Genomic DNA, 24,813 nt, shown 5'->3' with positions numbered 1-24,813 from the left:
CTGCCGGAAGAGAGTGGATACATCACTCATTCCGGTTATCCGAATGCTTTTTCGTTTAATTTATAAGAAGAACAAATTAGATCACGCCTTGAGCGATCATTGCATCAGCCACTTTAACGAAGCCGGCAATGTTGGCACCGACCACCAGGTTACCTGGATAGCCGTACTGTTCAGCTGCTTTGGCGCTGTTGTTGTAGATGTTAATCATGATTTGGTGCAGCTTCTCGTCAACCTCTTCGAAAGTCCAGGAGGTACGAATGCTGTTTTGGGACATTTCCAGCGCGGATACGGCTACGCCGCCCGCATTGGCTGCTTTGGCTGGTCCGAAGAGCACGCCATTTTCCAGGAATACGTCGATGGCTGCCAGTGTCGAAGGCATGTTGGCACCTTCTGCTACAGCTACAACACCATTGGAAACGAGCAGCTTCGCAGCTTCTGCGTCGATTTCATTTTGCGTTGCACAAGGAAGTGCAATGTCACAAGGGATCGTCCAGATATTCGAGCAGCCCTCAAAGTACTGAGCGCTTGGATGCTCAATCACATATTCGCTGATCCGCTTTCTTTCTACTTCTTTAAGCCGCTTCACGGTTTCGAAGTCGATGCCCTCCGGATCATATACATATCCGGCGGAATCGCTGCATGCGACAACTTTGGCGCCGAATTGGTTGGCCTTTTCGATCGCATAAATCGCCACGTTGCCGGAGCCGGATATAACGACCGTTTTGCCGGAGAGGCTGTCGCCTTTATCCTTCAGCATTTCGTTCACGAAGTAAACTGTACCGTACCCGGTGGCTTCAGGACGTGCAAGGCTGCCGCCGTATCCAATGCCTTTACCGGTCAAGACGCCGGCCTCGTTGCCGCTGCGGATGCGTTTGTATTGTCCGAACATGAATCCGATCTCACGGGCGCCTACACCGATGTCGCCGGCAGGAACGTCTGTGTCTGGTCCGATATATCTGTATAGTTCAGTCATGAAGCTTTGCGTAAAGCGCATAACTTCGGCGTCCGATTTTCCTTTTGGATCAAAGTCGGAGCCGCCTTTGCCGCCACCGATCGGCTGGCCTGTCAGGGAGTTTTTCAAAATCTGTTCGAAACCGAGAAATTTAATGATGCTGGAATTTACAGAGGGATGAAAGCGAAGACCGCCCTTGTATGGGCCAATAGCACTGTTGAATTGAACGCGGAAGCCGCGGTTGACACGTACGATTCCTTGATCGTCTACCCAAGGTACCCGGAAGGTAATCATTCTTTCAGGCTCAACCAGTCTTTCCACGATGCCGTTTTCCAAATACTTCGGTTCCTTGGCAAGCACGGGGACCAGCGAGTCGAGGATTTCCTTTACGGCCTGATGAAATTCACTTTCATTCGGGTTCCGTTTACATACCGTTTCGAAGACTTCATTGACATAGTTCTTGGCTTTCTTTTCAGCGGGCAACTCTACATGCAAAAATGTCATTGGCTTCTCTCCTTATTCCCTAGATTCAAGATTACAGAATGCTGAAGCATTTAGTTTTCTAAAGGCTCACGCATTCTGTAAGCATGAATCTGTATTTAAACAAGAATTATACACGAGAAGTCTGGAATTCTTCAACCCTTTAATACTTTAAATAGGCATTGAATTTAAAATTTTTTTTATTTTCTGAAACATTTCAGACAATTTTATGGAATATTTAACCTAACGGCATGAGCGGAAGTGGGCTCTCTTTTAAGGTTATGGTATGATGATAAAAAATAAAAGGGGAACGGGTGATCTTATTGTCCGGCAAAGACCTGGAAGCGAATGTCGTCCATATTTCAGTAAGGCCGCTCGTGGAATATGTATTCAGAAGCGGAAGCATTGATTCCGGATTCCGGACCGCCAGCGCCATGCATGAGGGTACGAGGATTCACCAGCAGGTGCAGCGGACATATCAGGAAGGGGATCAAAAAGAGGTTTACCTCAAAGCGGAAATTCCCCTTGATGGTGTTATTTACCGGATTGAAGGAAGATGCGATGGACTCATTCAAACGGATGAGGGCTGGATGATCGATGAAATTAAATCGACTTCGGCTGGACTGGACATGCTGGAGGGTGGACGACCCGTACATTGGGCGCAGGCGCAGGTCTATGCCTATATCGTGGCTAAGGAACAAGAACTTGACCGGATCGGTGTACAACTGACGTACGTTGATTCAGGAACAGGTGAAGAAAAACGTTTCAATCGTGCATTTACGTCGGCGGAACTTGAAGATTTCGTGAAAAGCGTAGTTGGACAATACGCTCCATATGCCGTGCTTCGTCTGGAAAATGCCAGAATCAGAGATGAAAGCATTCAGACGCTTCCTTTTCCTTTCGAATCGTACCGGGAAGGCCAGCGGAAACTGGCTGGAGCTGTATATGGTGCCATCAAGGAGAAGAAAAAACTGTTTGCCAAGGCGCCTACAGGGATCGGTAAGACGATCTCCACCCTGTTTCCTTCGGTAAAGGCCATCGGTGAAGGCCATCTTCAGCAGATTTTCTATCTGACGGCCAAGACGATTACCCGTACTGCTGCTGAGCAGGCACTGGCGCTGATGGAGGGGAGAGGACTGCATCTGCAGGCGCTTACGATTACGGCGAAGGATAAAGTATGCTTTCAGGAAGAGACCCTCTGCAGCAAAGAAGCCTGCCCTTATGCCGATGGATACTATGACCGGATTAACGGAGCGGTTCTTGATATCCTCTCCCATGAAACGATGATGACGCGGCAGGTGCTGGAGCAGTATGCCCGCAAGCATAGGGTATGTCCTTTTGAGTTTTCACTGGATACAGCATATGCCGTTGATGCGGTCATCTGCGACTATAACTATATTTTTGATCCGCGCGTATCGCTTAAACGGCTGATCGAGGAGCAGAAGAAGCGAACGGTGCTGCTGGTAGATGAGGCGCATAATCTGGTGGACAGGGGCCGGGAAATGTTCTCCGCAGCCATCGGCAAGGTTGATTTTCTGCAGCTGAAACGGGATTATAAGTCCGTGAACCCGTCCATTTCCAAGGCGGCGGATACCGTGAACAAGTACTTTATTGAGCTCAAAAAAGCCTGCGGCGATACCCGTCAGCAGCTGTCCAAGGAAGTGCCGGATGAGCTTGTGAGCCTTCTGGAAGTTTTCGCGGGCGAGGCTGAGCGGGTGCTGGCCGCTGGAGGCGAGAACCGGGAGCTGCTGCTGGATACGTATTTTGCCGCCCAAAACTTCATCCGTACGGCGAAGCTTTATGACAGCCGCTATATTACCTGTGCAGAGGTCCAGCGCAGCGATGTCACCCTGCGGATGTTCTGTCTTGATCCGTCCTACTTACTCTCGCAGGCGGATAAAGGATTCCGTTCGGCGGTGTTTTTCTCTGCAACGCTGTCGCCCCTGTCCTATTACAGGGACATGCTGGGCGCAGATTCGGAGGATTACAGCATCTCTGTTGCCTCTCCGTTCCATCGTGAACAGCTGGATGTCCGGATTCATCCTCTTTCCACCAGATACCGCGACCGGGAACGGACGCGGGAGCAGCTCGCCGATTTGCTGTATAAGCTCATTGCGGAGCGGACCGGCAATTATATGATCTTTTTCCCCTCGTATCAATATTTGCAAAGCGTGTATGAGGATTTTGCAGACAGGTACTCCGGGGTACAGACGATTGTGCAGGGCTCCGGCATGGCTGAGGAAGAACGCGAGAGATTTTTGGATGCTTTTCAGGCAGATAACCGTGAGACGCTGGTGGGCTTCGCTGTGCTTGGCGGCATTTTCTCGGAAGGCATCGATTTACAGGGGGACCGCCTGATCGGTGTGGCTGTTGTCGGCGTTGGATTGCCTCAGCTGGGGCTGGAGCGGAACCTGATTCGGGATTATTTTAACGGCGAGGGCAAAAACGGCTACGATTATGCTTATGTGCTGCCCGGGATGAACAAGGTGCTTCAGGCGGGAGGCAGGCTGATCCGCTCGGAACAGGATGAAGGGGTGCTGTTGTTGATCGATGACCGCTTCTTGCAGCCGCATTACCGGGAGCTGCTTCCTGACGAATGGAAGGGCTGAAAAGCATCAAAGCCGTTCCTTAGAACGGTTGAAAAGAGAGATAGCCTGCGCTCCGGGTGTCATGTATAGTGTAGTGTAAATATGCGTAAAGGTGGGGGATTCATGACGCTTCAGATCGGAATCATCGGAACGGGCTGGTTCAGCCAGGTACATGCCGACATTCTTGCGGCAGCCGAAGGCGTGAAGGTGCAAGCTTTTCTTGGAACAAGCAGGGAGAAGGCGGAACAGAAGGCTCGGGCCTATGGGGCAGCCAGCTATGGCGATTTGCATGAAATGCTGGATGCAGAACGACTGGATGCGGTGTATATCTGCGTGCCGCCGATGTCGCATGGAGCCATAGAAGAAGAGCTGATACGCCGCCGTATTCCTTTTTTGGTAGAAAAACCGCTGGGGCTGGATACGGAACTTCCACATGCCTTAATGGGTCAGATTGCGGAAGCAAAGCTGCTTACCTCGGTCGGTTATCATTTCCGTTATCAATCCAACATGGACAAGCTGAAGGAGCTGCTGAAACAGCAGAAAACAGGCATGATGCTCGGGCGCTGGATGGACAGCATGCCGGGTGTATCCTGGTGGAGACGTCAACATGGATCAGGCGGGCAGTTTATCGAGCAAACAACCCATTTGGTGGACTTGCTGCGTTACTTGGCCGGCGAGGTGGAAGAAGTGTATGCGCTTTACGGAAATCGCATCAAGCATGAGCAGGTGGATGGCATGGAGGTTGCGGATGTGGGCACAGTCACGCTTAAGCTGGCTAATGGCCTGGCAGCCAACATCTCCAATACCTGTATACTGCCGGAGGGAGCAGGCCTCAGCCAAACCGGGCTAACCTTCTATACGGATCAAGGCGTACTGGACTGGAATCCGCAGCGGCTTCATGCAGCACGTCCTGGCGAGCAGACGGAATATCTGGAGCAGTCGAATCCCTATGTAAAAGAAACGGAAGCCTTCATCCATGCGCTGCGCACAGGTGATAGCTCCCGTATAAGGTCCGATTATGCGGATGCCTGCAGGACGCAGGCTGTAACCTGCGCCGCACTGGAGTCGGCAGCTTCCGGCAAGCCGGTCCGCATCAGCTATTAATAGTAGGGAAAAGCCTTTAACGCATCAGGACGGCCATCATGAGCGGCGCGGCTCCAAGCGTGAACAGGGCGGCCAGGATCATTGAGATGCTGGAAATGGTCCCGGACAATGAGCTGAGCTCAAAGGCCTTGGAGGTGCCCGTGCCGTGCGAGCTGGTACCGAACAGAATGCCGCGCGCGATATCGTTGTCAATTTTGAAAATGCGGAGCACCATCGGTCCGATCATGGAGCCTAGCAGTCCCGTAATAATGACAAAGACAGCCGTTATGTTGGGCACACCACCAATGACCTGCGATACATTCATGGCGATCGGGGTGGTGATGGAGCGCGGAATCAGGCTGGTCACGAGCGAAGAGCTTAAGTGCAGCCATTTGGCCAGGAATACAGATGAGATCATCGCAATACATGAACCGGTGAGCACGCTGACGATAATTTCGACGGCGTGCTTTTTGAGCACCTTGAAGTTTTTATACAATGGAATGGCAAAAGCGATAGTAGCCGGCTGGAGCAGACTGCTCAGCCATTTGCCGCCTGAATTATAAGATTCATAAGGAATCTCGGCCCAGATCAAAATAAAGATAACGATGATGGGGGTAATCAGGAGCGGCGACAGGTAAACCTTGGGTCGCTTGGCATACACGCGTTTGCATACGGCGTAAATGCCGAGTGTAACCAGCAGACAGATCAGGCCGATCATGGGGAAGTCCTCCGTTCCTTTTGTTTGGTAATCCGGGATGCGAGCAAGCCGGAGCTGGCCATAACGATAAATGTGCTGAAAATGACCACGATCAAGATGCGTACACCGTCACTTTCCAGCATGGGGATATATTTCATGACACCGACAGCGGCCGGGATGAAGAAGAGCAGCAGCTCTGCAAGCAGCCAATTCGCTCCGAGTTCGATCCATTCCAGGCGGAGAATGCCGGTCTCCAGTAAGATAAATATCACGATAATCCCGAGAATGCTGCCGGGTATCGGCAAATGCAAAAGTTCGGCCAGCTTGTTCATCAGCAGCGAAAAACCCATCAGTGCCGCTACCTGCACCGTACCTTTTACAATATTGTTCAAAGGGATTCTCTCCTTTCATTTATATGAAAATTTTACATCAGTTATTTTCATAGGTAAAATGAATAAAACGAATGATCATCATTCCATATTTCTATATGTCACTTATAGCCATTGAAAGGGAGGATGAGGGCATGGATATCAGGCATCTGCAATATTTTATGGAGGTGGCTCGTCTTCAGAGCTTCACGAAGGCCGCTGAATCCCTATATATTACACAGCCAACAATCAGCAAGACGATCCGTAATATTGAGGACGAGCTTGGCGTGACGTTGTTTGACCGCTCGAATAAAAGAATTGAGCTGACAGACGCGGGCAGAATTATATACGAGCAGGCGCAGCCGATCGTCAAATCCTTTCAAAGCTTGTCCGCCGAGCTGGGGGATTTGAAAAACCTGCAAAAGGGGCATATCCGCCTTGGGTTGCCGCCCATGGTCGGCTCCAGCTTTTTCCCCGAAGTCATCGGCCAGTTTCACAAAAGGTATCCTCAGGTAACGATGCAGGTGTTTGAAGATGGAGCCAGAAAGGTAGAAAAGGATGTGGAGAGCGGACTGCTGGATGTTGGCGTGGCAGTTCTGCCGACTGAAGATGATCTCTTTCACTATTTCTCTTTTGCCAGGGAAAATCTGATGCTGCTCGTTCATCCTTCACATCGGCTGTCCGGTCGCGGGGCCGTGCCGCTAGTCGAGTTGGCGGACGAGAGCTTTGTGCTGTTCCGGGAGGATTTTGCGCTGCATGACCGGATTATTTCGGAATGCGTCCGGGTCGGCTTTCAGCCGCGTATCGTGTATGAAAGCTCCCAATGGGATCTGATCAGCGGCATGGTGGCGGCCAATTTGGGTATCGCGCTGCTGCCGGAGACCATCTGCCGCGAGGTGAATCAGGAGCGGATTCGCATTTTACCCCTCATTAATCCGTCGATTCCCTGGCAACTCGGGATGATTTGGCGTAAGGATCGTTACCTGTCCTTTGCGGCGCGGGAGTGGATTTCCTTTGCGAAGAGTATTTTAATGGTAGAAAGGTCGGCGAATTAACACAGGCAATCCCTTTTTGATCTTTAAAGGATGGGCAGCCCATATGAATGAATTGACATAGATTTTTAAGAAGAGATATAATTAGGTGTGCTAATTAATAGGATAGGTAATTTAGTTTCTTAGCTATTATTAGGAGTGGATAAAGAATGGCCTCGAGCCAATCGTACGAAGGGAGATGTTACCTTGAGATGAGTGATAATACATCGGTCGAAAACAATACGGCGCTTAAGCTTATGCAAGCCACTATGCGTTTTAACAAGGCAGAGTTCCGTCAACGGAAAATTGAAGGAATTAAGATGAGTGAGCTCGGACTCTTGTTCAGTATAAAAAAGAATGTGAAACCAGGTACAATTGGGCTGATGGTTTCAGAAATCAGTCATAAATTGCGTGTTACATCGCCAACAGTAACACAGCTGATCAAGACGATGGAGAAAAAAAACTGGGTCGAGCGCACGATGGATGAGCTGGACCGCAGAGCAGTCCGGATCAGCCTTACGGAGGAGGGGGAAGCAGTCGTGCAAAAGGCGATTGATTCTACGATGGAATCCTTTTCGGGACTAATTGATTATTTGGGCAATGATGAGGGCAATCAGCTGGCTGATTTGCTCACGAAAGCGTACACCTATTATGAAGCCAAAGCAGATCCTTCTGGAGGAGGAACGATAGAAACATGCTGAAACTGTTCCGGAATTTAAAGCCTTACCGGCTGCCGATTTTGTTTGTATTTTTGCTCGTGTTTTTCCAGTCGATGTCGGATTTATACCTGCCTACATTGATGTCTGACATCGTAGACAAAGGCATCATTAACGGCGACATTCCTTATATTTGGAAAATAGGCGGTTTTATGCTGGCCGTGGCCCTTGGCGGAGCCGTTTGTTCCATCGGCGCCAGCTACTTGTCTGCGAAAGTTGCGGGAGGTTTTGGCAAAAACTTGCGCAGCCGGGTTTTCCAGCATGTTCAAAATTTTTCGCTGCAGGAATTCGACAAGCTGGGCACAGCCTCGCTGATTACCCGTACGACGAATGATATTACCCAGGTACAGCAGGTATTGACCATGATTCTGCGGATGATGATCAGCGCGCCGATGATGTGTATCGGCGGGATCATTATGGCCGTCTCCAAGGACGCGAAGCTGTCCCTGGTTATTGTCGTTGTAATTCCCGTGCTGGCAGGAGCCATTGCCATTATTGCCGGCAAGGGTATACCGCTGTTCAAGGCGATGCAGGTCAGACTTGATAAACTGAACCGCGTTCTGCGCGAAAACCTGACGGGGATGCGCGTGATCCGTTCCTTTAACCGCATTGAGCATGAACAGAAGCGCTTTAACGAAGCGAACTTTGATCTGACGCAAACGGCGGTGAAGGTGAATAAAATCATGGCGGCGATGATGCCGATCATGATGCTGGTCATGAACTTTTCGACCATTGCCATTGTCTATTTCGGCGGAATGCGCATCAGCAACGGACATATGCAGGTCGGGGATTTGATGGCATTCATCCAGTATGCGATGCAAATCATGTTCTCACTGATTATGGTTTCCATGATCTTCGTGATGGTACCCCGCGCGTCTGCCTCGGCAACGCGTATTAACGAAGTGCTGGATATGAAGCCGCAAATCATTGATCCGGTCCGTACCGGAGAGCCGGCTTCCGCTTCCGTATCACAGCAGCGGGGTTTCCTGGAATTTCAGGATGTGACATTCAGTTACCCGGGCGCTGAGCAGCCGGCTATTCATCATATTTCATTCAGCGCCGCTCCGGGAGAAACGACAGCGATCATTGGAGGTACCGGTTCCGGTAAATCGACACTGCTCAGTCTAATTCCGCGTTTCTATGATGTGGACAGCGGCAGCGTGAAGGTGAATGGTCAGGATGTGACGGATATGACTCAGGAGGAGCTGCGCGCCAAAATCGGCTTTGTACCGCAAAAAGCTGTCCTGTTCACGGGGACGATTGCCGACAATCTGCGCTACGGTAAGACCGAGGCGACTGATGAGGAGCTTCGTCAGGCAGCAGACATCGCACAGGCTACAGAGTTTATTTCCAAGATGAAGGATGGCTTTGATTCGGAGATTTCGCAGGGCGGTAATAACGTGTCCGGCGGTCAGAAGCAGCGTCTGTCCATTGCGCGTGCGCTCGTGAGAAGACCTGAAATCTACGTTTTTGACGACAGCTTCTCGGCGCTTGACTTCAAGACGGATGCGAAGCTGCGTGCCGCTCTCAAGGAAGTGACCGCAGATGCTACCGTATTGCTTGTAGCGCAGCGGGCAAGCACCGTTATGGATGCCGACCGGATCATCGTGCTTGATGAAGGCCGGATCGCCGGCATCGGAAAGCATCGCGAGCTGATGGAAGCCTGTGATGTGTACCGTGAAATAGTATCCTCGCAGCTGTCAGAGGAGGAGATCGCATGAGTGAAGAAAGAAAGCATCCCGGAGGTCGTCCAGCAGGCCCACGCCATCCTGGCGGTCATCCCGGACAAATGATGCCTGCCGAGAAGGCGAAGGATTTCAAAGGATCATTGAAAAGACTCCTTGGCTATTTACGCCCGCGCCGGGTCACGCTCGCTGTTATTTTTCTGATGGCCATACTCAGTACCGTGTTCAGTATTGTGAGCCCGAAAATTCTGGGTAAAGCCACGACCAAGCTGTTTGAAGGCATGATAGCCAAAATGAAGGGCGTGCCGGGTGCATCGATCGACTTCAACTATATAACACAAATTCTGTTAATCTTGATCGGCCTGTACTTGTTCAGCGCAGCCTTTAGTTATATTCAGCAGTATCTAATGGCGGGTGTGGCGCAGCGGGTCGTTTACGATATGCGCGAGCAGATCAACCACAAGCTGTCGCGGCTGCCGCTGAAGTATTTTGATTCAAAAACCCATGGCGAGATTCTCAGCCGTGCGACAAATGACGTAGATAATATCAGTACGACGCTTCAGCAAAGCTTGACACAGCTGATCACGTCCATTGTCACACTCGTAGGTGTCATCGTGATGATGCTGACGATCAGCCCGTGGCTGACACTGATTCTGATCGTGACATTGCCGCTCAGCTTTATCGTGATCCGGATGATTGCATCGCGCTCCCAGAAGCATTTTGTGGGCCAGCAGCGCTCTCTCGGACAGCTGAACGGACATGTGGAGGAAATGTACACCGGACATAAAATCGTCAAGGCCTTTGGCCGCGAGGATGAGTCCATGGCTGCTTTCAACGAAGTTAACGACAAGCTGTACAATTCAGGTTGGAGAGCCCAGTTCATTTCCGGTATGATCATGCCGATGATGTCCTTCATCGGTAACATCGGTTATGTCCTGGTATGTGTGGTCGGCGGTGTCTTCGTGACGCATAAGACGATCACGATCGGGGATGTGCAGGCATTCATTCAGTATGCCAGACAGTTTACCCAGCCGATTATGCAGACGGCAAACATCGCCAATATTATTCAGTCCACGATCGCTTCCGCTGAACGCGTTTTTGAGCTGCTGGACGAGAAAGAGGAAGTTCCTGAAGCAGCTGAAGCGGTTGTTCTTGAAGAACCTAAGGGCGCCGTAAAATTCGAGCATGTGAAGTTCGGCTATAAAGAAGATGAACCACTGATTGAAGATATGAACATCAATGTGCTGCCTGGCCAGACCATTGCGATTGTCGGACCGACCGGTGCCGGTAAAACAACGCTCATTAACCTGCTCATGCGGTTCTATGAGCTGAGTGATGGAGCCATCACGGTTGACGGAGTCAACATTACGGACATGAAGCGCAGCAACTTGCGCAGCATTTTCGGCATGGTGCTTCAGGATACTTGGCTCTTTAACGGCACGATTAAGGAAAATATCGAGTACGGCCGTAGTGGGGTGACGGAGGAAGAGGTTGTTCAAGCAGCCAAAGCGGCACATGCCGATCACTTTATCCGTACCTTGCCGGACGGCTATGAGACAGTATTAAATGAAGAAGCCTCGAATATTTCGCAGGGACAGAAGCAGCTCCTGACCATCGCTCGTGCTATTTTGGCCGACCCTTCGATTCTGATCCTCGATGAAGCGACAAGCAGCGTCGATACCCGGACGGAGGTTTACATTCAAAAGGCCATGAACGATCTGATGAAGGGCAGAACCAGTTTTGTTATTGCCCATCGCCTGTCCACAATCCGCGACGCCGATCTGATTCTGGTCATGAACAACGGCAGCGTGATCGAAAAAGGCAACCATGAAGAACTGTTGGCGAAGAACGGATTTTATGCCGATCTGTACAACAGCCAGTTTACGGGTGGTGGTGCGCGGGAGGTCGGGTGAATTTATCCTGGCTCTTCCTGCCGAAGCTTGTCATAGAAACATAGCCTACAGAAACAAGGACGTCTCTGATACAGAGATGTCTTTTTTTTGTGCGCTTTATGGTTTACGAATGGCAATATTTAGATTACAATGAGCCTTTGGCAGAGGATTGTTAGCGTTAACATTTGCCGGAAAATTGATTTTATGTGGAAATGAACAAGCAAGCAAATTGAGTAAAAGGGGAACGAGACTACATGTTAAAAATGAAGGGCAGCTTCAAGAAGCTGACTGGACTGGCTCTTGCCGCCGTGATGACGGTATCCGGAGCTATGGTGTTCCAGCCCGCAAGCGCTAAAGCTGCAGACGACCAGGAAACGCATATTACACTGCTGGCAACCTCCGATGTTCACGGACGCTTTATGCCATGGGATTATGCCATGGATACCGCAAATACGAACGGAAGCTTTACACAGCTTTACACACTGATCAAGAAAGTCCGCGCCGAAAACCCGAACACAATCCTGCTGGATGCAGGGGATGTGATTCAGGATAACTCCGCGGAGCTGTTCAATGATCAGCCGAAGTCGCCGATGATGGTTGCGATGAACGAAATGGGCTACGATGCATGGGCTATGGGCAATCATGAATTTAATTTTGGTATCGATACCTTTAATAAAGTAACAGGCCAGTTCAATTCTACGAAATTGGCAGGCAACGTGTATAAAGAAAACGGCGAGCGTTTTCTTCCAGCTACGAAAATCGTGGAGAAGGCCGGAATCAAGGTTGGCATCATCGGGATGACGACACCACTGATTACCGACTTTGAGAAGGATACGGATCATCTCAAAGGCCTGGTTGTCAAAAACCCGGTTGATGAAACGAAGAAAGCCGTTCAAGAGCTTGAAGGCAAAGCTGACGTGATGATCGGTCTGATGCATATGGGTCTGGACAACGAAAACTCGCTGCCAGGTACCGGTGTATCGGATATTGCGAAGGAAGTACCGCAGCTGACCGCGATTTTTGCCGGCCATATGCACAAGCTTGTGAAAAGCGAGACGGTGAATGGCGTGCTTATCGGTGAACCGGACAAGTACGGTACACATGTGTCCCGTATTGATCTGACGTTTGTGAAGAAGGACGGAAAAATGGTTCTGAAGGACAAAGTAGCAACCGCTATTCCAGTCAAGGGTGCTGACGGCACACCTGCTGTTTCCGATCCGGGTCTTGAAAAAGAGCTTCAGCCGTACCACGAGTTTGCCCGTAAAGACGCCAACATTGTTGTAGGCGAGCTGACCGGCAAAAACAATCTGGTGCCTGCGAATGAAATCAATGGTATCCCGGCTGTGCAGATTCAAGAAACACTCCTGTCTGATTTCTTCAGTGAAGTCATGCTCCATTACAGTAAAGCCGATGTTGTCGCGCATCAGATCGATAACGACAAAGCCAAGCTGGACGTAGGCCCGATTCGCAAGAAAGACATCGCCTACAATTACCAGTTTGCACTTGGTGAAATCACGAATTACAAAGTAACAGGCAAAGATTTGAAGGATTATATGGAATGGTCTGCGGGCTATTTCAACAGCACCCGTCCGGGTGACGTAACCGTCAGCTTTGACGAAAAACGCAGATCCTCCAAATACAGCACCGATGATTTCTTTGGCGGTGTTAAATACGAGATTGATCTGTCCAAGCCTTATGGCAGCCGGATCACCAATCTGCGTAATATGGATGGAACACCCATTCAAATGAATGACACGCTGACGCTTGGGATGAACGCCTACCGTATGGATGCCCTGCTTGCTAAGGGTGGTGCATTGGAAGGCCGCAAGTTCGAGAAGCTGTGGACATCCAAGGCGGAAAGCGCCTTTGGCGAAACCGGTGGAACCATCCGTAATCGTGCGATTGCTTACCTGACGGATGTTATGAAAGGCAAATACGAGCCGAAAATCCAGGACAACTGGAAAATCACTGGTGTGGACACAACTTCCAAGGAACGTGCTGATGTTGTGGACCTGATGAATGCCGGTATTTTGACGGTTCCTACGACCGAAGACGGCAAATATACCAACATCGCTTCCATTAATATTCTGGATCCGGTAAAAGCAGAAGATGTAACCAAGCTGGCTGAAAAAGCGGGCGTGGATGCTGCACTTCTGTCCGATGTAAAAACAACAGGTGAGCTGTATCACAAGCTGAATGAAGCGGTAAAGGCAGCAGCTAAACCGGAGGTAACCGAGCCGGCACCAGCCGAAAAGCCGGAGACTCCTGCAAAACCTGAAGTTGAAAAGCCTTCTACCGTACCTGCGGAGAAGCCTGCTCCTACCGAGTCAACAAAACCTGTAAAGCCTGTAAAGCCTGTTAAGCCTGCACCGACAGCTCCGGCTGTGAAGCAGGCGAAGATCACAGCTGATTACCTGAATGTACGCACAGGGGCTTCTTCCAAAGCCAAAGTTCTGGCATCCGCTCCAAAAGGAACGGTTCTGGAAGTGACCGGCACTGCGCCTTACGGCTGGGTGAAGGTTGTCTATGAAGGCAAAACAGCATTTGTGTACGGGAAATATGTAACACTGCTTCCATAGTTCTTTGATAGCTTCATACCATGAGCGATAAAAAAGAGGCTTCCCTTAGGGGGCCTCTTTTTATTTGATCTCATTGTTGGTTCATCAAGTACAGGAACCAGACGGCATGATTCTGCTCATCCATGGCGATGCGGCGGAGCTGTTCCTTAAGATAAGGATCCTGTGCCCGGTCGGAGATGCCTAAATAAAAGTCGACGGTTTCCTGTTCGTCCTTAAATGAAGCAACCAATCCTGACTTATATTCCTTTGCGCAGGTTTCCGTTTGGACAGGCTTATGCGTTTGACTGGTCAGATGTGTATAAACCTGTGAAAAAAACTGCAGATGCTTCAATTCATCCTGGCGGATTTCTAGAATGCGTGTTTTGGCATCCTCCGTGGGAGCCAGCTTTGCGAGCTGCTCATAGCAGATGATCGCACTGTATTCGCCGTTGATGGATTTGATCAAATCCGGTGCCAAGGCGGTATCGGGACTTGCTGCAGGCCGGTAATAGAATCCATATGGAGACAAAAGGTTTCCTCCTTTATGCGTTTCTGGGCTTCTATACCCTATGCAATAAGAGATAGAAGGGTGCAGGAGGGAAAGGACTTGCGAAGCCCGGACGTATAAGATACTTTATAGAGAACATCAAGATAGTCGGTCACGGACAGGCACGAAAAAAGGGAGGCTACAAGGTGAAAAAAAGTATTGCATTGGTGGAGCCCTTTAATGCGGAGCTGGTGATGAGATCCGTGAGAAGCCAGAATCCGCTCTTGATTCATGCGGATCCGCAGCTCCATACCTTTTCCAAAGTGGTAACGGCCGGAAACCGCAAAGTTCCTGTCACGGTAAATTTAATCCAGGGCGTAGCGGGGCAAACGGCAGAGATCGAATTTTTGGAGCCGTGTTCAGAAGAGGAGCAGGAGGCTGCAGTCATATTTATCAACAAGATGCTCTCCAACCATGTGGACTTGATGCCGTTTTACAGGCAGCTCTCAGAAGAGCCCGTGATTGGTTCTATTCTTCCGGATCTGCATGGGATGAAAATCCTGCTCGAACCCAATCTGTATCAAAATCTGGTGCGTACGATTATCGGGCAGCAGATGAACCTGAGCTTTGCTGCCGCGCTGGTCAGCCGGATTACAGAGCGGTATGGAACTCCAGTCCAAGCAGGTAAGCGCGTATTGTACAGCTTTCCTGAGCCTGGCGCGCTTGCCCGCCTAGAGCCCGAGGAACTGATGGAGCTTCAGTTCAGCCGGCGGAAGGCGGAATACGTGATTGGTTTGTCCCGGCTGGTGGATGACGGGACGCTGGACCTGTACTCGCTTCCTGGCCTGGAGGACGCGGAGATCTTTGAAAAGCTGCTGCCGATCCGCGGAATCGGCAAGTGGACGGTAGAATGCTTCCTTCTGTTTGGTGTAGGCCGGACGGATTTCTTCCCGGCGGATGATATCGGACTAAAAAATGCCATGAAGCTGCTGTGGGACTTTGACAGTCAGCCGTCCTCACCAGATATGCTTGCGATCAGCAGCAGCTGGTCGCCTTGGCGAAGCTATGCGGCTTATTACTTATGGGCTTGGCTGGATGAATGGAAGCTGCAAAAAAAGACCGCTTCCGCGGCCACAAAGAAATAAAGATATTTTCAGTTTAGTCTTGGGATCCCCCGGAGCGGGATTTAGGGCTTAATCCGACACCGTTCCAGAACATATGGATGATGTCATGAGCCAGCTCCGATGGTGAAGGGGCAAATTCCTTGGCTACCTCCCGGTTGCCCAGCATGAGCATCGATGCCAGCGTATGTGCCATCAGCAGTGGATGCAGCGGGCGAACTTCTCCTTTTTCAATAGCCTCTGTAAAGCTGACTGTCAGCACATCATGGATGCTCTCTTCACTTCGGCGGATGCTTTCCATCTGCTCCTTGGATAATGAATCTGCGGCTTCGCGCAGAATGGTCTCAAAATCCCCATGCGGAAACCGCAATTTTCGCTCAGCCAGTAAAACAAGCCGGTCGTATAGGGGCATGTCCTGCTGCTGCATAATTTGCTGCGATGAGGACTGCGCTTTTTCCATCATAGCGGTCACGGCCGCAGTAAACAGCTGCGCTTTATTTTCAAAGTGATAGTATATGGAAGCCTTGGTCACGCCGCACACCTTGGCAATCTGCTGAAGGGATATCGCTTCATAGCCGTTCTCCATGAACAGATTGGAGGCGGTTTTCAGTATGAACTCGTTTGTCGATCCTTCCTGTTCCTGCCGTTTAGGTCTGCCAGGAGTGCGTTTGGGTTTGGGCTCTTGCTGGGAAAAATTCATATTTACTCCTCCACTAACAAAAAACTTGTTTGATAATTAACCTTCCGGTATATATAATTATTATAAACCGTTTCGAGGGTCGGTACACCTTCTGATTTAGTACCTCAAGGCAATACATATACTATACCATGTACACCTGAATAAGGGTGAGGAGGAGAACCATGCAGCAGGAATCAGGATTTGGACGTTTTGTTGCCGGAAAGCGGAGTAAATGGATCACGCTCGCGGTCTGGATTATCATCGTAGGGGTGCTTAGTGCGCTGTGGCCGATGGTGAACAAGGAGGTTCAGAATAATGCGGCCAACCTGGAGGAGAACACGCCGTCCGTCCAGGCTGAGAAAGTGGCCGCAGAGCAGTTCAGCGGAGGCTCCAGCGTACCTGCGCTGCTCGTATGGCACCGCGAAGGCGGGCTCAAGGATGAAGATCTGCAGCATGTGCAGAAGCTGTACGCGGAATGGAGCAGTACACCGCTTCCTTATCAGGACAGTGTGCCTCCGTTTGATAAAATGCCTGCGCAGGCTCTGAAAAAGCAGCTGTCCGAGGATCAGAGCACGTTCGTCACACCGGTCCTGTTCAAGAATGATGCGGACAGCGATCAGCTCAAGGAAGGCGTCGAGCAGCTGAAGGAGCAGGCGGCGAAGGAGTTCGGGGCCGATCCATTTGCGGCAAAGCAAAACTCCACCAGTGAGCTGAGTGCCCGTGTGACGGGACCCGTCGGCATCTCGATCGATGCAGTAGGATTGTTCAAAAATGCGGACTTTAAGCTGTTGATGGGTACGGTTATTCTAGTACTGGTCATTCTACTGTTAATATACCGTTCACCTATACTGGCGCTAATTCCGCTTATTGCAGTGGGATTCGCCTATGGCGCGATCAGCCCGCTGCTCGGCCTCATGGCCAGTAAAGGCTGGATCACCGTGGACTCGCAGGCTGTATCGATTATGACGGTGCTGCTGTTTGGCGCAGGCACGGACTACTGTCTATTCCTCATTTCCCATTTCCGTCATCTGCTGAAAGAGGAAGAGAGCAAAGGCAAAGCACTGCTGCGGGCGATCACCGAAACCTCAGGCGCCATTGCCATGAGCGGATTTACCGTTGTGCTGTCGCTGCTCGCTTTGATGCTGGCTAAATACGGAGCCTATCACAGGTTTGCCATTCCATTCAGCGTATCCATTCTGGTGATGGTGATTGCGAGTCTGACGCTTGTTCCCGCGCTGCTGGCGATTTTCGGACGCGTCTCGTTCTATCCGTTCATCCCTCGTACGCCAGAAATGGAAGAGGAACGTGCACGCAGTAAAGGCAAGACGGCCCATACGCATAGACGCAAAAAAGAAAGCTTTATCGGCAGACTGGTTGTTACGAAGCCATGGATGATTGTCATTGTGACGCTGGTGGTGCTTGGCGGGCTCGCGTCTTTTTCAAGTCAGGTGAAATTCACCTATGATATTATGTCTTCCTTCCCGAAAGATATGGAATCCAGAGAAGGCTATGATATGATCGGTAAGCAGTTTTCCCCGGGTGAGCTCGCTCCCGTCAAGGTGATGGTCGATTCTGAAGGCCAGCCGGATGTGCTGGGTAAGGCGCTCACAGGGCTTCCTTATATAGAAAAGGCCGGCCAACAGGTACAGGGGGAGAAGAATGCAAACATCCTCGCCTACGATATCGAGTTGAAGATGAATCCATATTCGAGTGAGGCAATAGACCTTATTCCGGAACTGCGGAGTACAGCCGTGCAGACTCTGAAGGATGCGGGTATAACCTCTCCTGAAGCTAAGGTGTGGATCAGTGGACAGACGGCTGAGCAGTATGATACAAGGGAAACCGGAGACCGTGATACGATGGTGATCATCCCTGTGGTTATCGGTATGATTACGCTGCTGCTGCTGGTTTACCTGCGATCGATCACGGCTACCGTTTATCTGGTGCTCACCGTCATCCTATCCTATTTCTCCGCTCTTGGCCTCGGCTGGATTATCATCCACTACGGCCTTGGAGCAGATGCCATTCAAGGGGCGATCCCACTGTATTCGTTTGTGTTCCTAGTGGCGTTAGGTGAAGATTATAATATCTTCATGATTTCGAGCATTTGGAAGAAGCGCAAGGTCATGCCGCTCAAACAGGCTATCAAGGAAGGCGTCGGCGAGACCAGCTCCGTCATTACCTCTGCCGGTCTGATCCTGGCGGGTACGTTCGCTGTGCTGGCTTCATTGCCAATTCAGGTTTTGGTGCAGTTCGGGATCATCACAGCTGTAGGTGTCCTGCTGGATACCTTTATCGTACGTCCATTCCTGGTACCAGCGGTGACAACCCTGCTTGGCCGCTTTGCATTCTGGCCTTCCAAGCATGTTGAGGTGGAGGAGAAGGCAGCGCGCACAGAAGCCCGAATAGAATTGTAGGGTTCACGAAGATATCAACTTTGACGCGACCATGGGCCTCTATTTATGGCTATAATATTAAAATACGATGATGATTGCCCGCCCAGGGCTCATATAATCAGCGGACTTTTAATATTTGGCTTCACAGCATAGATGAGGTGATAGACATGATGGAATACAGTATTTTGCTTCAGGCAGCAGAAGATTATATAAGAGCATGTTATGCCGAGCTTGGAAAAACAGAGCAGGAAATTCATAATCGGCTTGCCGATATCAGGAAAGAAATTGATTTGACCGGAACCTACGAGCATACCTTCGAGGAGCTGGAGCATGGGGCGAAAATGGCCTGGCGCAACAGTAACCGCTGTATCGGAAGATTGTTCTGGGATTCCATGGTTGTGCATGATCAGCGGCATTTGGAGCATCCGGATGATATCTGCGCAGCGCTGCTGGATCATATCGGGAAAGCGACGAACAGCGGCAAGGTTATTCCAACCCTGTCGGTATTCAAGCCAGCCGGCCCGGTAAGTAAAGGGGTGCGTATCTGGAACCACCAGTTGGTACGTTATGCGGGTTATGAGACGGAGAGCGGGATCGTTGGCGATCCCGCTTCTGTGCCGTTTACGGATATTTGCAGAGACATGGGCTGGAGAGGAAAGAGAACGCATTTTGATGTGCTTCCTCTGATTATTCAGTCGGAGGGCCGCGAGCCTGTACTTTTCCCGATCCCTGACCATTTGGTGCTTGAGGTACCGCTGACACATCCGGATTATCCGGCATTCGGACATCTCGGCCTGCGCTGGTACGCGGTTCCGATCATTTCCGATATGGACATGGTTATTGGCGGTATTCGTTACGCGGCAGCTCCGTTTAATGGCTGGTATATGGCAACAGAGATTGGAGCCCGCAACTTCGCTGACGTGAACCGGTATAATGTCCTGCCGCAGGTTGCCGAGCTGATGGGCTTGTCTACAGCCAGCGAAACCTCGCTTTGGCGGGATCGGGCATTGGTGGAGATGAATATTGCCGTGCTGCATTCCTACAAACAGGCAGGGGTCAGCATGGTGGATCATCATACGGCAGCGGCGCAATTCCAGCTGTTTGAGCAGAAGGAAGCCAAATGCGGACGCCCGCTGACGGGCAATTGGAATTGGCTGATTCCGCCGGTATCTCCGGCTACGACCCATATATTTCACCATTCCTATGATAATACGGTTGTGTATCCCAACTTTTTTAAAAAAGAAGAAAGTACAAGCTTCCCTGGAGGTTTCTGATTCTCGCATGAAAAACTTCGCTGAAATGTGGTTCTGGAAGTGGGAATTGCTTGCTGTCTTGTTGCATTTCTGTCAATTGGCCGTATAATAGCTATAGAATTTTGAATGCAGAGGAGACAAAGAAACAGCGTTGGAGAACTTGAATTTGAATCAGATCGTAGATCAGATGCTGCAGCGTTCGGGCCTTGATATTACAGTAAGATTGGAACACCGGTTTGAAGGCGGCCGTTTGATCGGCGGCAAATATGGCATGATCTCCAAGACCGTCACGATGTATACGGAGGTCATCGAGGAGCAGTGCCTGCAGATGTTCGGGTCGCTCGAGCAGGTGGAGACTTATTTCGCGGTCGTACTGGCGCATGAGCTTGGACATGCGGCGGATACTCATTTGCCGTTCCTTTGCGAAGAGCTGGAGGATGCAGCGATCAGCGCTGAAAGACGAACTAGAGTGGCGCTCCAGATTGAAGAAAATGCCTGGAACTATGCACTGGCTCTGGTTCCTGAAGTCGATGCTGTATTTTTCAGCACGGTCATTGACGAATCGCTGGTTGCTTACCGGATGCAAGCCCAGGAAGCGGCAGCTGAGGCGGTAACGGCATAATTCCTCTGAACTGCCATATTATAAAAATTAAAGGATAGCAGAGCCTATACGCGAGAAGCGCGCTGGCTTGGCTATCCTTTTTTGGTGAATCGGTGTGGTCAGTCTGCAGACCATCTTAGTAAGCTCATGCATGGACTGCAAGCAAAACGTCTCTTCCGGCCGGGTATGGCGGTAATAAGGGACGTTTTTTAAGTGTTTATCCAGGCATTTCATGAACACCGGTGAAGCGTTCAGACATCGCCTTTCCGGAGCTTTCCTTGACCCGGATCGTATTTCGTAATGACTATCATAGGCTGAATTGTCTCCGCTTGATAGAATGGAATAGACCTTATGTCTTAAAGTCTACTCGTGTCCATCCAGTTTCTCAAGCGGCTCGGTCGCGGGGCCTTCGATCACCGCGCCTTCATAGTTAAACCGTGAGCCATGACATGGACAATCCCAGGTGCGCTCAGCATCATTCCACTCACATTCACAGCCCAGGTGGGTACAGGTGGTGTCTACCAGATAGAGATTGCCCTTCGCATCCTTGTAACCTCCGGCCCGTTTACCATCATGGGTAATGACGCCGCCCTCATCAGGCTGCAGGTCCTCGGCATTTCGCTCGACAAGACCGACCTTTCCGGCAACAAAATGCTTGGCTACATCAGCATTTTGAACGACGAAGTTTTTGAAGGACGGGTCGGCCTTGAAGCGGGAAGGAGTATAGAGCGGCGTATAAGGATTGTCCTTGCCCAGAATCTGATCGGAGAGAATCATACCCGACAGTGTGCCTTGGGTCATTCCCCATTTGTTAAAGCCGGTCGCGACATAAATGCCTTCATCCCCTGACGTGATTTGCCCGATATACGGGACCTTGTCCAGGGTAACGAGATCTTGTGCAGACCAGCGGAAAGGAATGCTCTTGATTCCAAACAGCTTGCCTCCAAACTGCTCCAGCTCTTCATAATGGTTATGCGTGCAAATGCCCTGACCGGTTTTATGGTTTTCCCCTCCCGCGAGCACCAGCTCCTCGCCATTCCAAGAGGCCGTACGCAGTGAACGTTTGGGGTTGTCTGCGCTGAGGTAAGTCCCCCCGGCAAACGCGGTTTCCGGCTTGAACGCGACCGCATAGGAACGCTCCGCATGAAGACGTGTGAAATACATGCCCCCACCGTCGAAGAACGGAAAATGGGAAGCGGATACGACATGGCTGCAGCGCACCTTATGTTTGCCCCGATAGGTGGTGAGCGTGAAGGGTCCGTCTTTTTCCAGCGTGGTAATGGTCGTTTGCTCGAAGATTCGCCCGCCCGCTTTGAGGATCTCATCGACCAGCGGTTTCAGGTAATGCAGCGGATGAAATTGGGCCTGATCCGGCATTTCAATCGCACCGCTGACATTCAGCGGGATGGGCAGCTTGTCTCTCCATTGACCGGGAATACCAAGCTTGATATAAGCATCAAACTCCTTCTGAAGCTTTTGAAGCTCATCATCGCTTTCCATATACAAATAAGCATTTTCCGGTTTAAGGTCACAATCGATGTTTAATCCTGACACCGTCTTTTGGATTAAATTCATGGCGTCACGGTTCGCCTGGTAATACATTTGTGTCTTTTCCTCGCCGAAGTGATTCAGCAGCTCATCGTATAGCATGCCATGCTGAGCGGAAATTTTGGCCGTGGTATGTCCGGTCGTGCCGTTCAGAATGCTTCCTGCTTCAAGCAAAGCGACCTTGCAGCCTTGGCGTGACAGTAAATAGGCTGTAGTAATGCCGGCAATTCCAGCGCCGACAATCGCGGTATCCACCTGGATATCTTCGTTCAGCCGCGGAAAGGAAGGCAGTTCGGTGGTGGCTCTCCATAAGGACTCGGGAAACTGTGGCAAATGTCGGGAAACGGAATCGGATGGTTGCATCTTGGCGTAGCCTCCTATTAGTATTCATTTTCATTTATTACCACTTATCACCAAAAAGAAACGAAGCCTTTCCATAGAAACCAAGGTTGTTTACAATAATGAAGGAAGAATATTCAAACAAGGAGGTTTTGTCTGTGACTATGAATTACCGGAGACTCGGCAAAAGCGGGCTCAAGGTAAGTGAAATCAGCCTTGGCAGCTGGTTGACTTATGGGGGCTACGTTGAACAGGATAACGCGGTCAAGGCCATTCAGACAGCATACGATCAGGGCATCAATTTCTTTGACACGGCCAACGTGTACGAGCGCGGAGCAGCAGAGGAGCTTCTGGGGAATACACTGAAAGCGTATCCACGAGAATCGTATGTATTGGCAACCAAGGTATTCGGCAAAATGGGTGAAGGTCCCAATGATATGGGGCTGTCACGCAAGCATATTATGGAGCAATGCCACGCGAGCCTGAAGCGGCTTGGACATGATTATATCGATTTGTATTACTGCCACCGTTACCATTCGGAGACACCGATTGAGGAAACGCTACGTGCGCTGGACGATCTGGTGCGCCAGGGCAAAGTCCTGTACATCGGTGTGAGCATGTGGACCGCAGCCCAGATGGAAGCGGCACTGGGAACGGCTGATCGTTACCTGCTGGATCGGATTGTAGTAAACCAGCCGGTATACAATATGTTCAACCGCAGCATTGAAACGGAAATTATTCCGCTCGGTGAGGAAAAAGGAATCAGTCAGGTGGTCTATTCACCTTTAGCCCAAGGCCTGCTGACAGGGAAGTATAAGGCGGCGGGAGAAGCGCCGGAGGGCAGTCGCGCTGCGAAGCTGAACTGGAAGGAAGATCAGATCAGCGAAGAGAAAATCGCCAAGGTGCAGGAGCTCAGCGTCATTGCGGACGAGCTTGGCATCAAGATGAGCCAGCTTGCGCTTGCCTGGATTCTGCGCCAGCCGAATGTAGCCAGTGCACTGGTTGGTGCCAGCCGTCCGGAGCAGGTAGCTGAGAATGTGCATGCCTCGGCGGTGGAGCTTTCGGCTGAAGTGCTGGAGCGAATTGAGCAAATTTTGTCATAATATGTTTCTATGAACTCTAGCCGTCCGTTGACCCGGACGGCTTTTCATGTGCGAGGAATTGACCCCCTATTGGCGTTATATCGCGGGGAAAGCTATACTTGAAAGGTATACCTTTATTACAGGGGGAGAAAGGCATGACATGGCTTAAAATTGACGATGTTGCCAAGGAGACGGGTTTGACGAAGCGGTCGATCCGGTATTACGAGGAAATCGGTCTCATGAAATCACCTGAACGGTCTGATGGAGGCATTCGATTATATACCGAAGAAGACGTCCAGCAGTTGAAAAATATTGTACTCGCGAAAAAGGTGCTTGGTTTTTCTCTGCAGGAGATCCAGGAATTTTTGCAAATTCATGATCAGGTCATGAAGCATCGCAGCAATGCTTCTTCCTCCTCGGATGATGCCCTGCGCCAAGCAGAGCTGGAGCATATGGCCGAAGCGGTTAACAAGCAGCTGGAACTGGTAGATTATAAAATTACGGAGATGGCGAAGGTCAGAGAGGAATTGGCCGGTCTCAGCGGCCGGATCACCAAAGCGATGCGCCAATAAAAAAAGGACTAATTAACACAAATTCAAGCGGCAGTTCAGGACATTAGCAAAGGTCCTGAACTGCCGCTTGAATTGTTTTCAGCTATCGTTTCCCGTTAATTCAATAGACTTAAGCTAAAGGTTCTGTGATTTTTTTACTCTTAACGAATTTTGAAAATATAAACCGGACAACCGGTCCCACAATAATGAGCTGCAGAGGGAGCGCAAAAATGAAATTTTTGAATACTAAAGAAAAATAACTTTTAAGTAGTGATTCTCCATTGAGACCGTTAGAAAAATAAGAAGTCATCAATCCATAAAAAGACATACAGAGAACCATTCCACTCACCATAAAAAATGCCAGGGATAGGATTACAAATACCTTCTTAGATTTGTCATAGGGTAATGAGAAAGCAATTTTCTTTGCCGCGGGACCGACAATAAACAACTCCAATAAAAAAGCAGTAATAAAGACCAGAATAAGCTGGATAAGTATTTCTTTCACCGTTATCGTGCCAAGCAAGCCGTGATTCAATAAATTATAGAATGTCATGAATATGACCATTCCACAGCACATCATCAACCCAAAATAAAAATTTTCCTTCTTCGTTGTAGGCAACTTTCATCATCCTTTCTGTTTACCCTTTGTCATTATAGAGATAGAGGAATCCTCTTCATAAGTGAACATTCTGTGAACGATTTTTGA

20 protein-coding genes are annotated in these 24,813 nt (G+C 50.1%); 13 read left to right on the top strand and 7 right to left on the bottom strand.

Going from position 1 to position 24,813, the window contains the following annotated elements; all coding sequences use genetic code 11:
- Nucleotides 1–76 precede the first annotated feature (76 nt).
- Nucleotides 77–1,456: an NADP-specific glutamate dehydrogenase gene (gene gdhA, locus KJS65_RS19620; RefSeq protein WP_213651552.1), complete on the bottom strand. Its 1,380-nt coding sequence runs from the start codon at nucleotides 1,454–1,456 to the stop codon at nucleotides 77–79.
- A gap of 290 nt (nucleotides 1,457–1,746) precedes the next feature.
- Between gdhA and KJS65_RS19615 the strand changes: the two genes are divergently transcribed.
- Together KJS65_RS19615 and KJS65_RS19610 are read left to right on the top strand one after the other, a co-directional pair.
- Nucleotides 1,747–4,041, top strand: a complete 2,295-nt coding sequence (locus KJS65_RS19615; protein WP_244864647.1) for a helicase C-terminal domain-containing protein — start codon at nucleotides 1,747–1,749, stop codon at nucleotides 4,039–4,041.
- A 102-nt stretch (nucleotides 4,042–4,143) separates the two neighbouring features.
- Entirely contained in the window at nucleotides 4,144–5,124 is a 981-nt protein-coding gene (locus KJS65_RS19610) for a Gfo/Idh/MocA family protein (protein ID WP_213651551.1), read from the top strand.
- 16 nt (nucleotides 5,125–5,140) lie between these two features.
- Here KJS65_RS19610 and KJS65_RS19605 read toward each other — a convergent pair whose 3' ends face one another.
- Both KJS65_RS19605 and KJS65_RS19600 read right to left on the bottom strand, forming a co-directional pair.
- Nucleotides 5,141–5,821 (bottom strand): CidB/LrgB family autolysis modulator, encoded by a 681-nt coding sequence (locus KJS65_RS19605; RefSeq protein WP_213651550.1) that lies wholly within the window; start codon nucleotides 5,819–5,821, stop codon nucleotides 5,141–5,143.
- Complete coding sequence (locus KJS65_RS19600) at nucleotides 5,818–6,192, bottom strand: CidA/LrgA family holin-like protein (RefSeq protein WP_213651549.1); 375 nt, start codon at nucleotides 6,190–6,192, stop codon at nucleotides 5,818–5,820. The genes KJS65_RS19605 and KJS65_RS19600 overlap by 4 nt, the downstream gene beginning before the upstream one ends.
- A 131-nt stretch (nucleotides 6,193–6,323) precedes the next feature.
- Between KJS65_RS19600 and cidR the strand changes: the two genes are divergently transcribed.
- The 5 genes from cidR (at nucleotide 6,324) to KJS65_RS19575 (ending at nucleotide 14,071) form a co-directional block, all read left to right on the top strand.
- Entirely contained in the window at nucleotides 6,324–7,223 is a 900-nt protein-coding gene (gene cidR / locus KJS65_RS19595; protein WP_213651548.1) for a cidABC operon transcriptional activator CidR, read from the top strand.
- Between the two features lie 188 nt (nucleotides 7,224–7,411).
- Nucleotides 7,412–7,900 carry a MarR family winged helix-turn-helix transcriptional regulator gene (locus KJS65_RS19590; protein WP_213651547.1) on the top strand — a complete coding sequence of 163 codons (489 nt, stop codon included), beginning with the start codon at nucleotides 7,412–7,414 and terminating at the stop codon, nucleotides 7,898–7,900.
- Complete coding sequence (locus KJS65_RS19585) at nucleotides 7,894–9,636, top strand: ABC transporter ATP-binding protein (RefSeq protein WP_213651546.1); 1,743 nt, start codon at nucleotides 7,894–7,896, stop codon at nucleotides 9,634–9,636. The genes KJS65_RS19590 and KJS65_RS19585 overlap by 7 nt, the downstream gene beginning before the upstream one ends.
- Complete coding sequence (locus tag KJS65_RS19580) at nucleotides 9,633–11,513, top strand: ABC transporter ATP-binding protein (RefSeq protein WP_213651545.1); 1,881 nt, start codon at nucleotides 9,633–9,635, stop codon at nucleotides 11,511–11,513. Before KJS65_RS19585 ends, KJS65_RS19580 begins: the two co-directional genes overlap by 4 nt.
- A 242-nt stretch (nucleotides 11,514–11,755) precedes the next feature.
- Nucleotides 11,756–14,071, top strand: coding sequence for a 5'-nucleotidase C-terminal domain-containing protein (locus KJS65_RS19575; protein WP_213651882.1), 2,316 nt, complete (start codon nucleotides 11,756–11,758; stop codon nucleotides 14,069–14,071).
- A 70-nt stretch (nucleotides 14,072–14,141) separates the two neighbouring features.
- Here KJS65_RS19575 and KJS65_RS19570 read toward each other — a convergent pair whose 3' ends face one another.
- Entirely contained in the window at nucleotides 14,142–14,579 is a 438-nt protein-coding gene (locus KJS65_RS19570) for a ferritin-like domain-containing protein (protein WP_213651544.1), read from the bottom strand.
- A gap of 164 nt (nucleotides 14,580–14,743) precedes the next feature.
- Between KJS65_RS19570 and KJS65_RS19565 the strand changes: the two genes are divergently transcribed.
- Nucleotides 14,744–15,682 carry a DNA-3-methyladenine glycosylase family protein gene (locus tag KJS65_RS19565; RefSeq protein WP_213651543.1) on the top strand — a complete coding sequence of 313 codons (939 nt, stop codon included), beginning with the start codon at nucleotides 14,744–14,746 and terminating at the stop codon, nucleotides 15,680–15,682.
- Nucleotides 15,683–15,695: 13 nt separating this feature from the next.
- On the opposite strand, the gene KJS65_RS19560 is transcribed toward KJS65_RS19565, so the two are convergent.
- Complete coding sequence (locus tag KJS65_RS19560; RefSeq protein ID WP_213651542.1) at nucleotides 15,696–16,358, bottom strand: TetR/AcrR family transcriptional regulator; 663 nt, start codon at nucleotides 16,356–16,358, stop codon at nucleotides 15,696–15,698.
- Nucleotides 16,359–16,519: 161 nt separating this feature from the next.
- On the opposite strand from KJS65_RS19560, the gene KJS65_RS19555 reads away from it, so the two are divergent.
- From KJS65_RS19555 to KJS65_RS19545, 3 genes are all read left to right on the top strand, one after another.
- Nucleotides 16,520–18,754: an MMPL family transporter gene (locus tag KJS65_RS19555; RefSeq protein WP_213651541.1), complete on the top strand. Its 2,235-nt coding sequence runs from the start codon at nucleotides 16,520–16,522 to the stop codon at nucleotides 18,752–18,754.
- Between the two features lie 146 nt (nucleotides 18,755–18,900).
- Nucleotides 18,901–20,007 (top strand): nitric oxide synthase oxygenase, encoded by a 1,107-nt coding sequence (locus KJS65_RS19550; protein WP_213651540.1) that lies wholly within the window; start codon nucleotides 18,901–18,903, stop codon nucleotides 20,005–20,007.
- Between the two features lie 145 nt (nucleotides 20,008–20,152).
- Complete coding sequence (locus tag KJS65_RS19545) at nucleotides 20,153–20,608, top strand: hypothetical protein (protein ID WP_374706200.1); 456 nt, start codon at nucleotides 20,153–20,155, stop codon at nucleotides 20,606–20,608.
- Nucleotides 20,609–20,950: 342 nt separating this feature from the next.
- Here KJS65_RS19545 and KJS65_RS19540 read toward each other — a convergent pair whose 3' ends face one another.
- Nucleotides 20,951–22,498: an FAD-dependent oxidoreductase gene (locus KJS65_RS19540; protein ID WP_213651539.1), complete on the bottom strand. Its 1,548-nt coding sequence runs from the start codon at nucleotides 22,496–22,498 to the stop codon at nucleotides 20,951–20,953.
- A gap of 140 nt (nucleotides 22,499–22,638) precedes the next feature.
- Between KJS65_RS19540 and KJS65_RS19535 the strand changes: the two genes are divergently transcribed.
- Nucleotides 22,639–23,577, top strand: a complete 939-nt coding sequence (locus KJS65_RS19535) for an aldo/keto reductase family protein (RefSeq protein ID WP_213651880.1) — start codon at nucleotides 22,639–22,641, stop codon at nucleotides 23,575–23,577.
- A 134-nt stretch (nucleotides 23,578–23,711) separates the two neighbouring features.
- Nucleotides 23,712–24,128 (top strand): MerR family transcriptional regulator, encoded by a 417-nt coding sequence (locus tag KJS65_RS19530; RefSeq protein WP_213651538.1) that lies wholly within the window; start codon nucleotides 23,712–23,714, stop codon nucleotides 24,126–24,128.
- Nucleotides 24,129–24,237: 109 nt separating this feature from the next.
- Here the strand turns inward: KJS65_RS19530 and KJS65_RS19525 are convergent, their stop codons facing one another.
- Nucleotides 24,238–24,726 (bottom strand): DUF2798 domain-containing protein, encoded by a 489-nt coding sequence (locus tag KJS65_RS19525; protein ID WP_213651537.1) that lies wholly within the window; start codon nucleotides 24,724–24,726, stop codon nucleotides 24,238–24,240.
- Nucleotides 24,727–24,813 lie beyond the last annotated feature (87 nt).

The organism is Paenibacillus sp. J23TS9, assembly GCF_018403225.1.
Classification (GTDB): domain Bacteria; phylum Bacillota; class Bacilli; order Paenibacillales; family Paenibacillaceae; genus Paenibacillus_AQ.
Note: the sequence above shows the minus strand (reverse complement) of the source record. Positions and strands in the feature narration are given on the sequence as shown.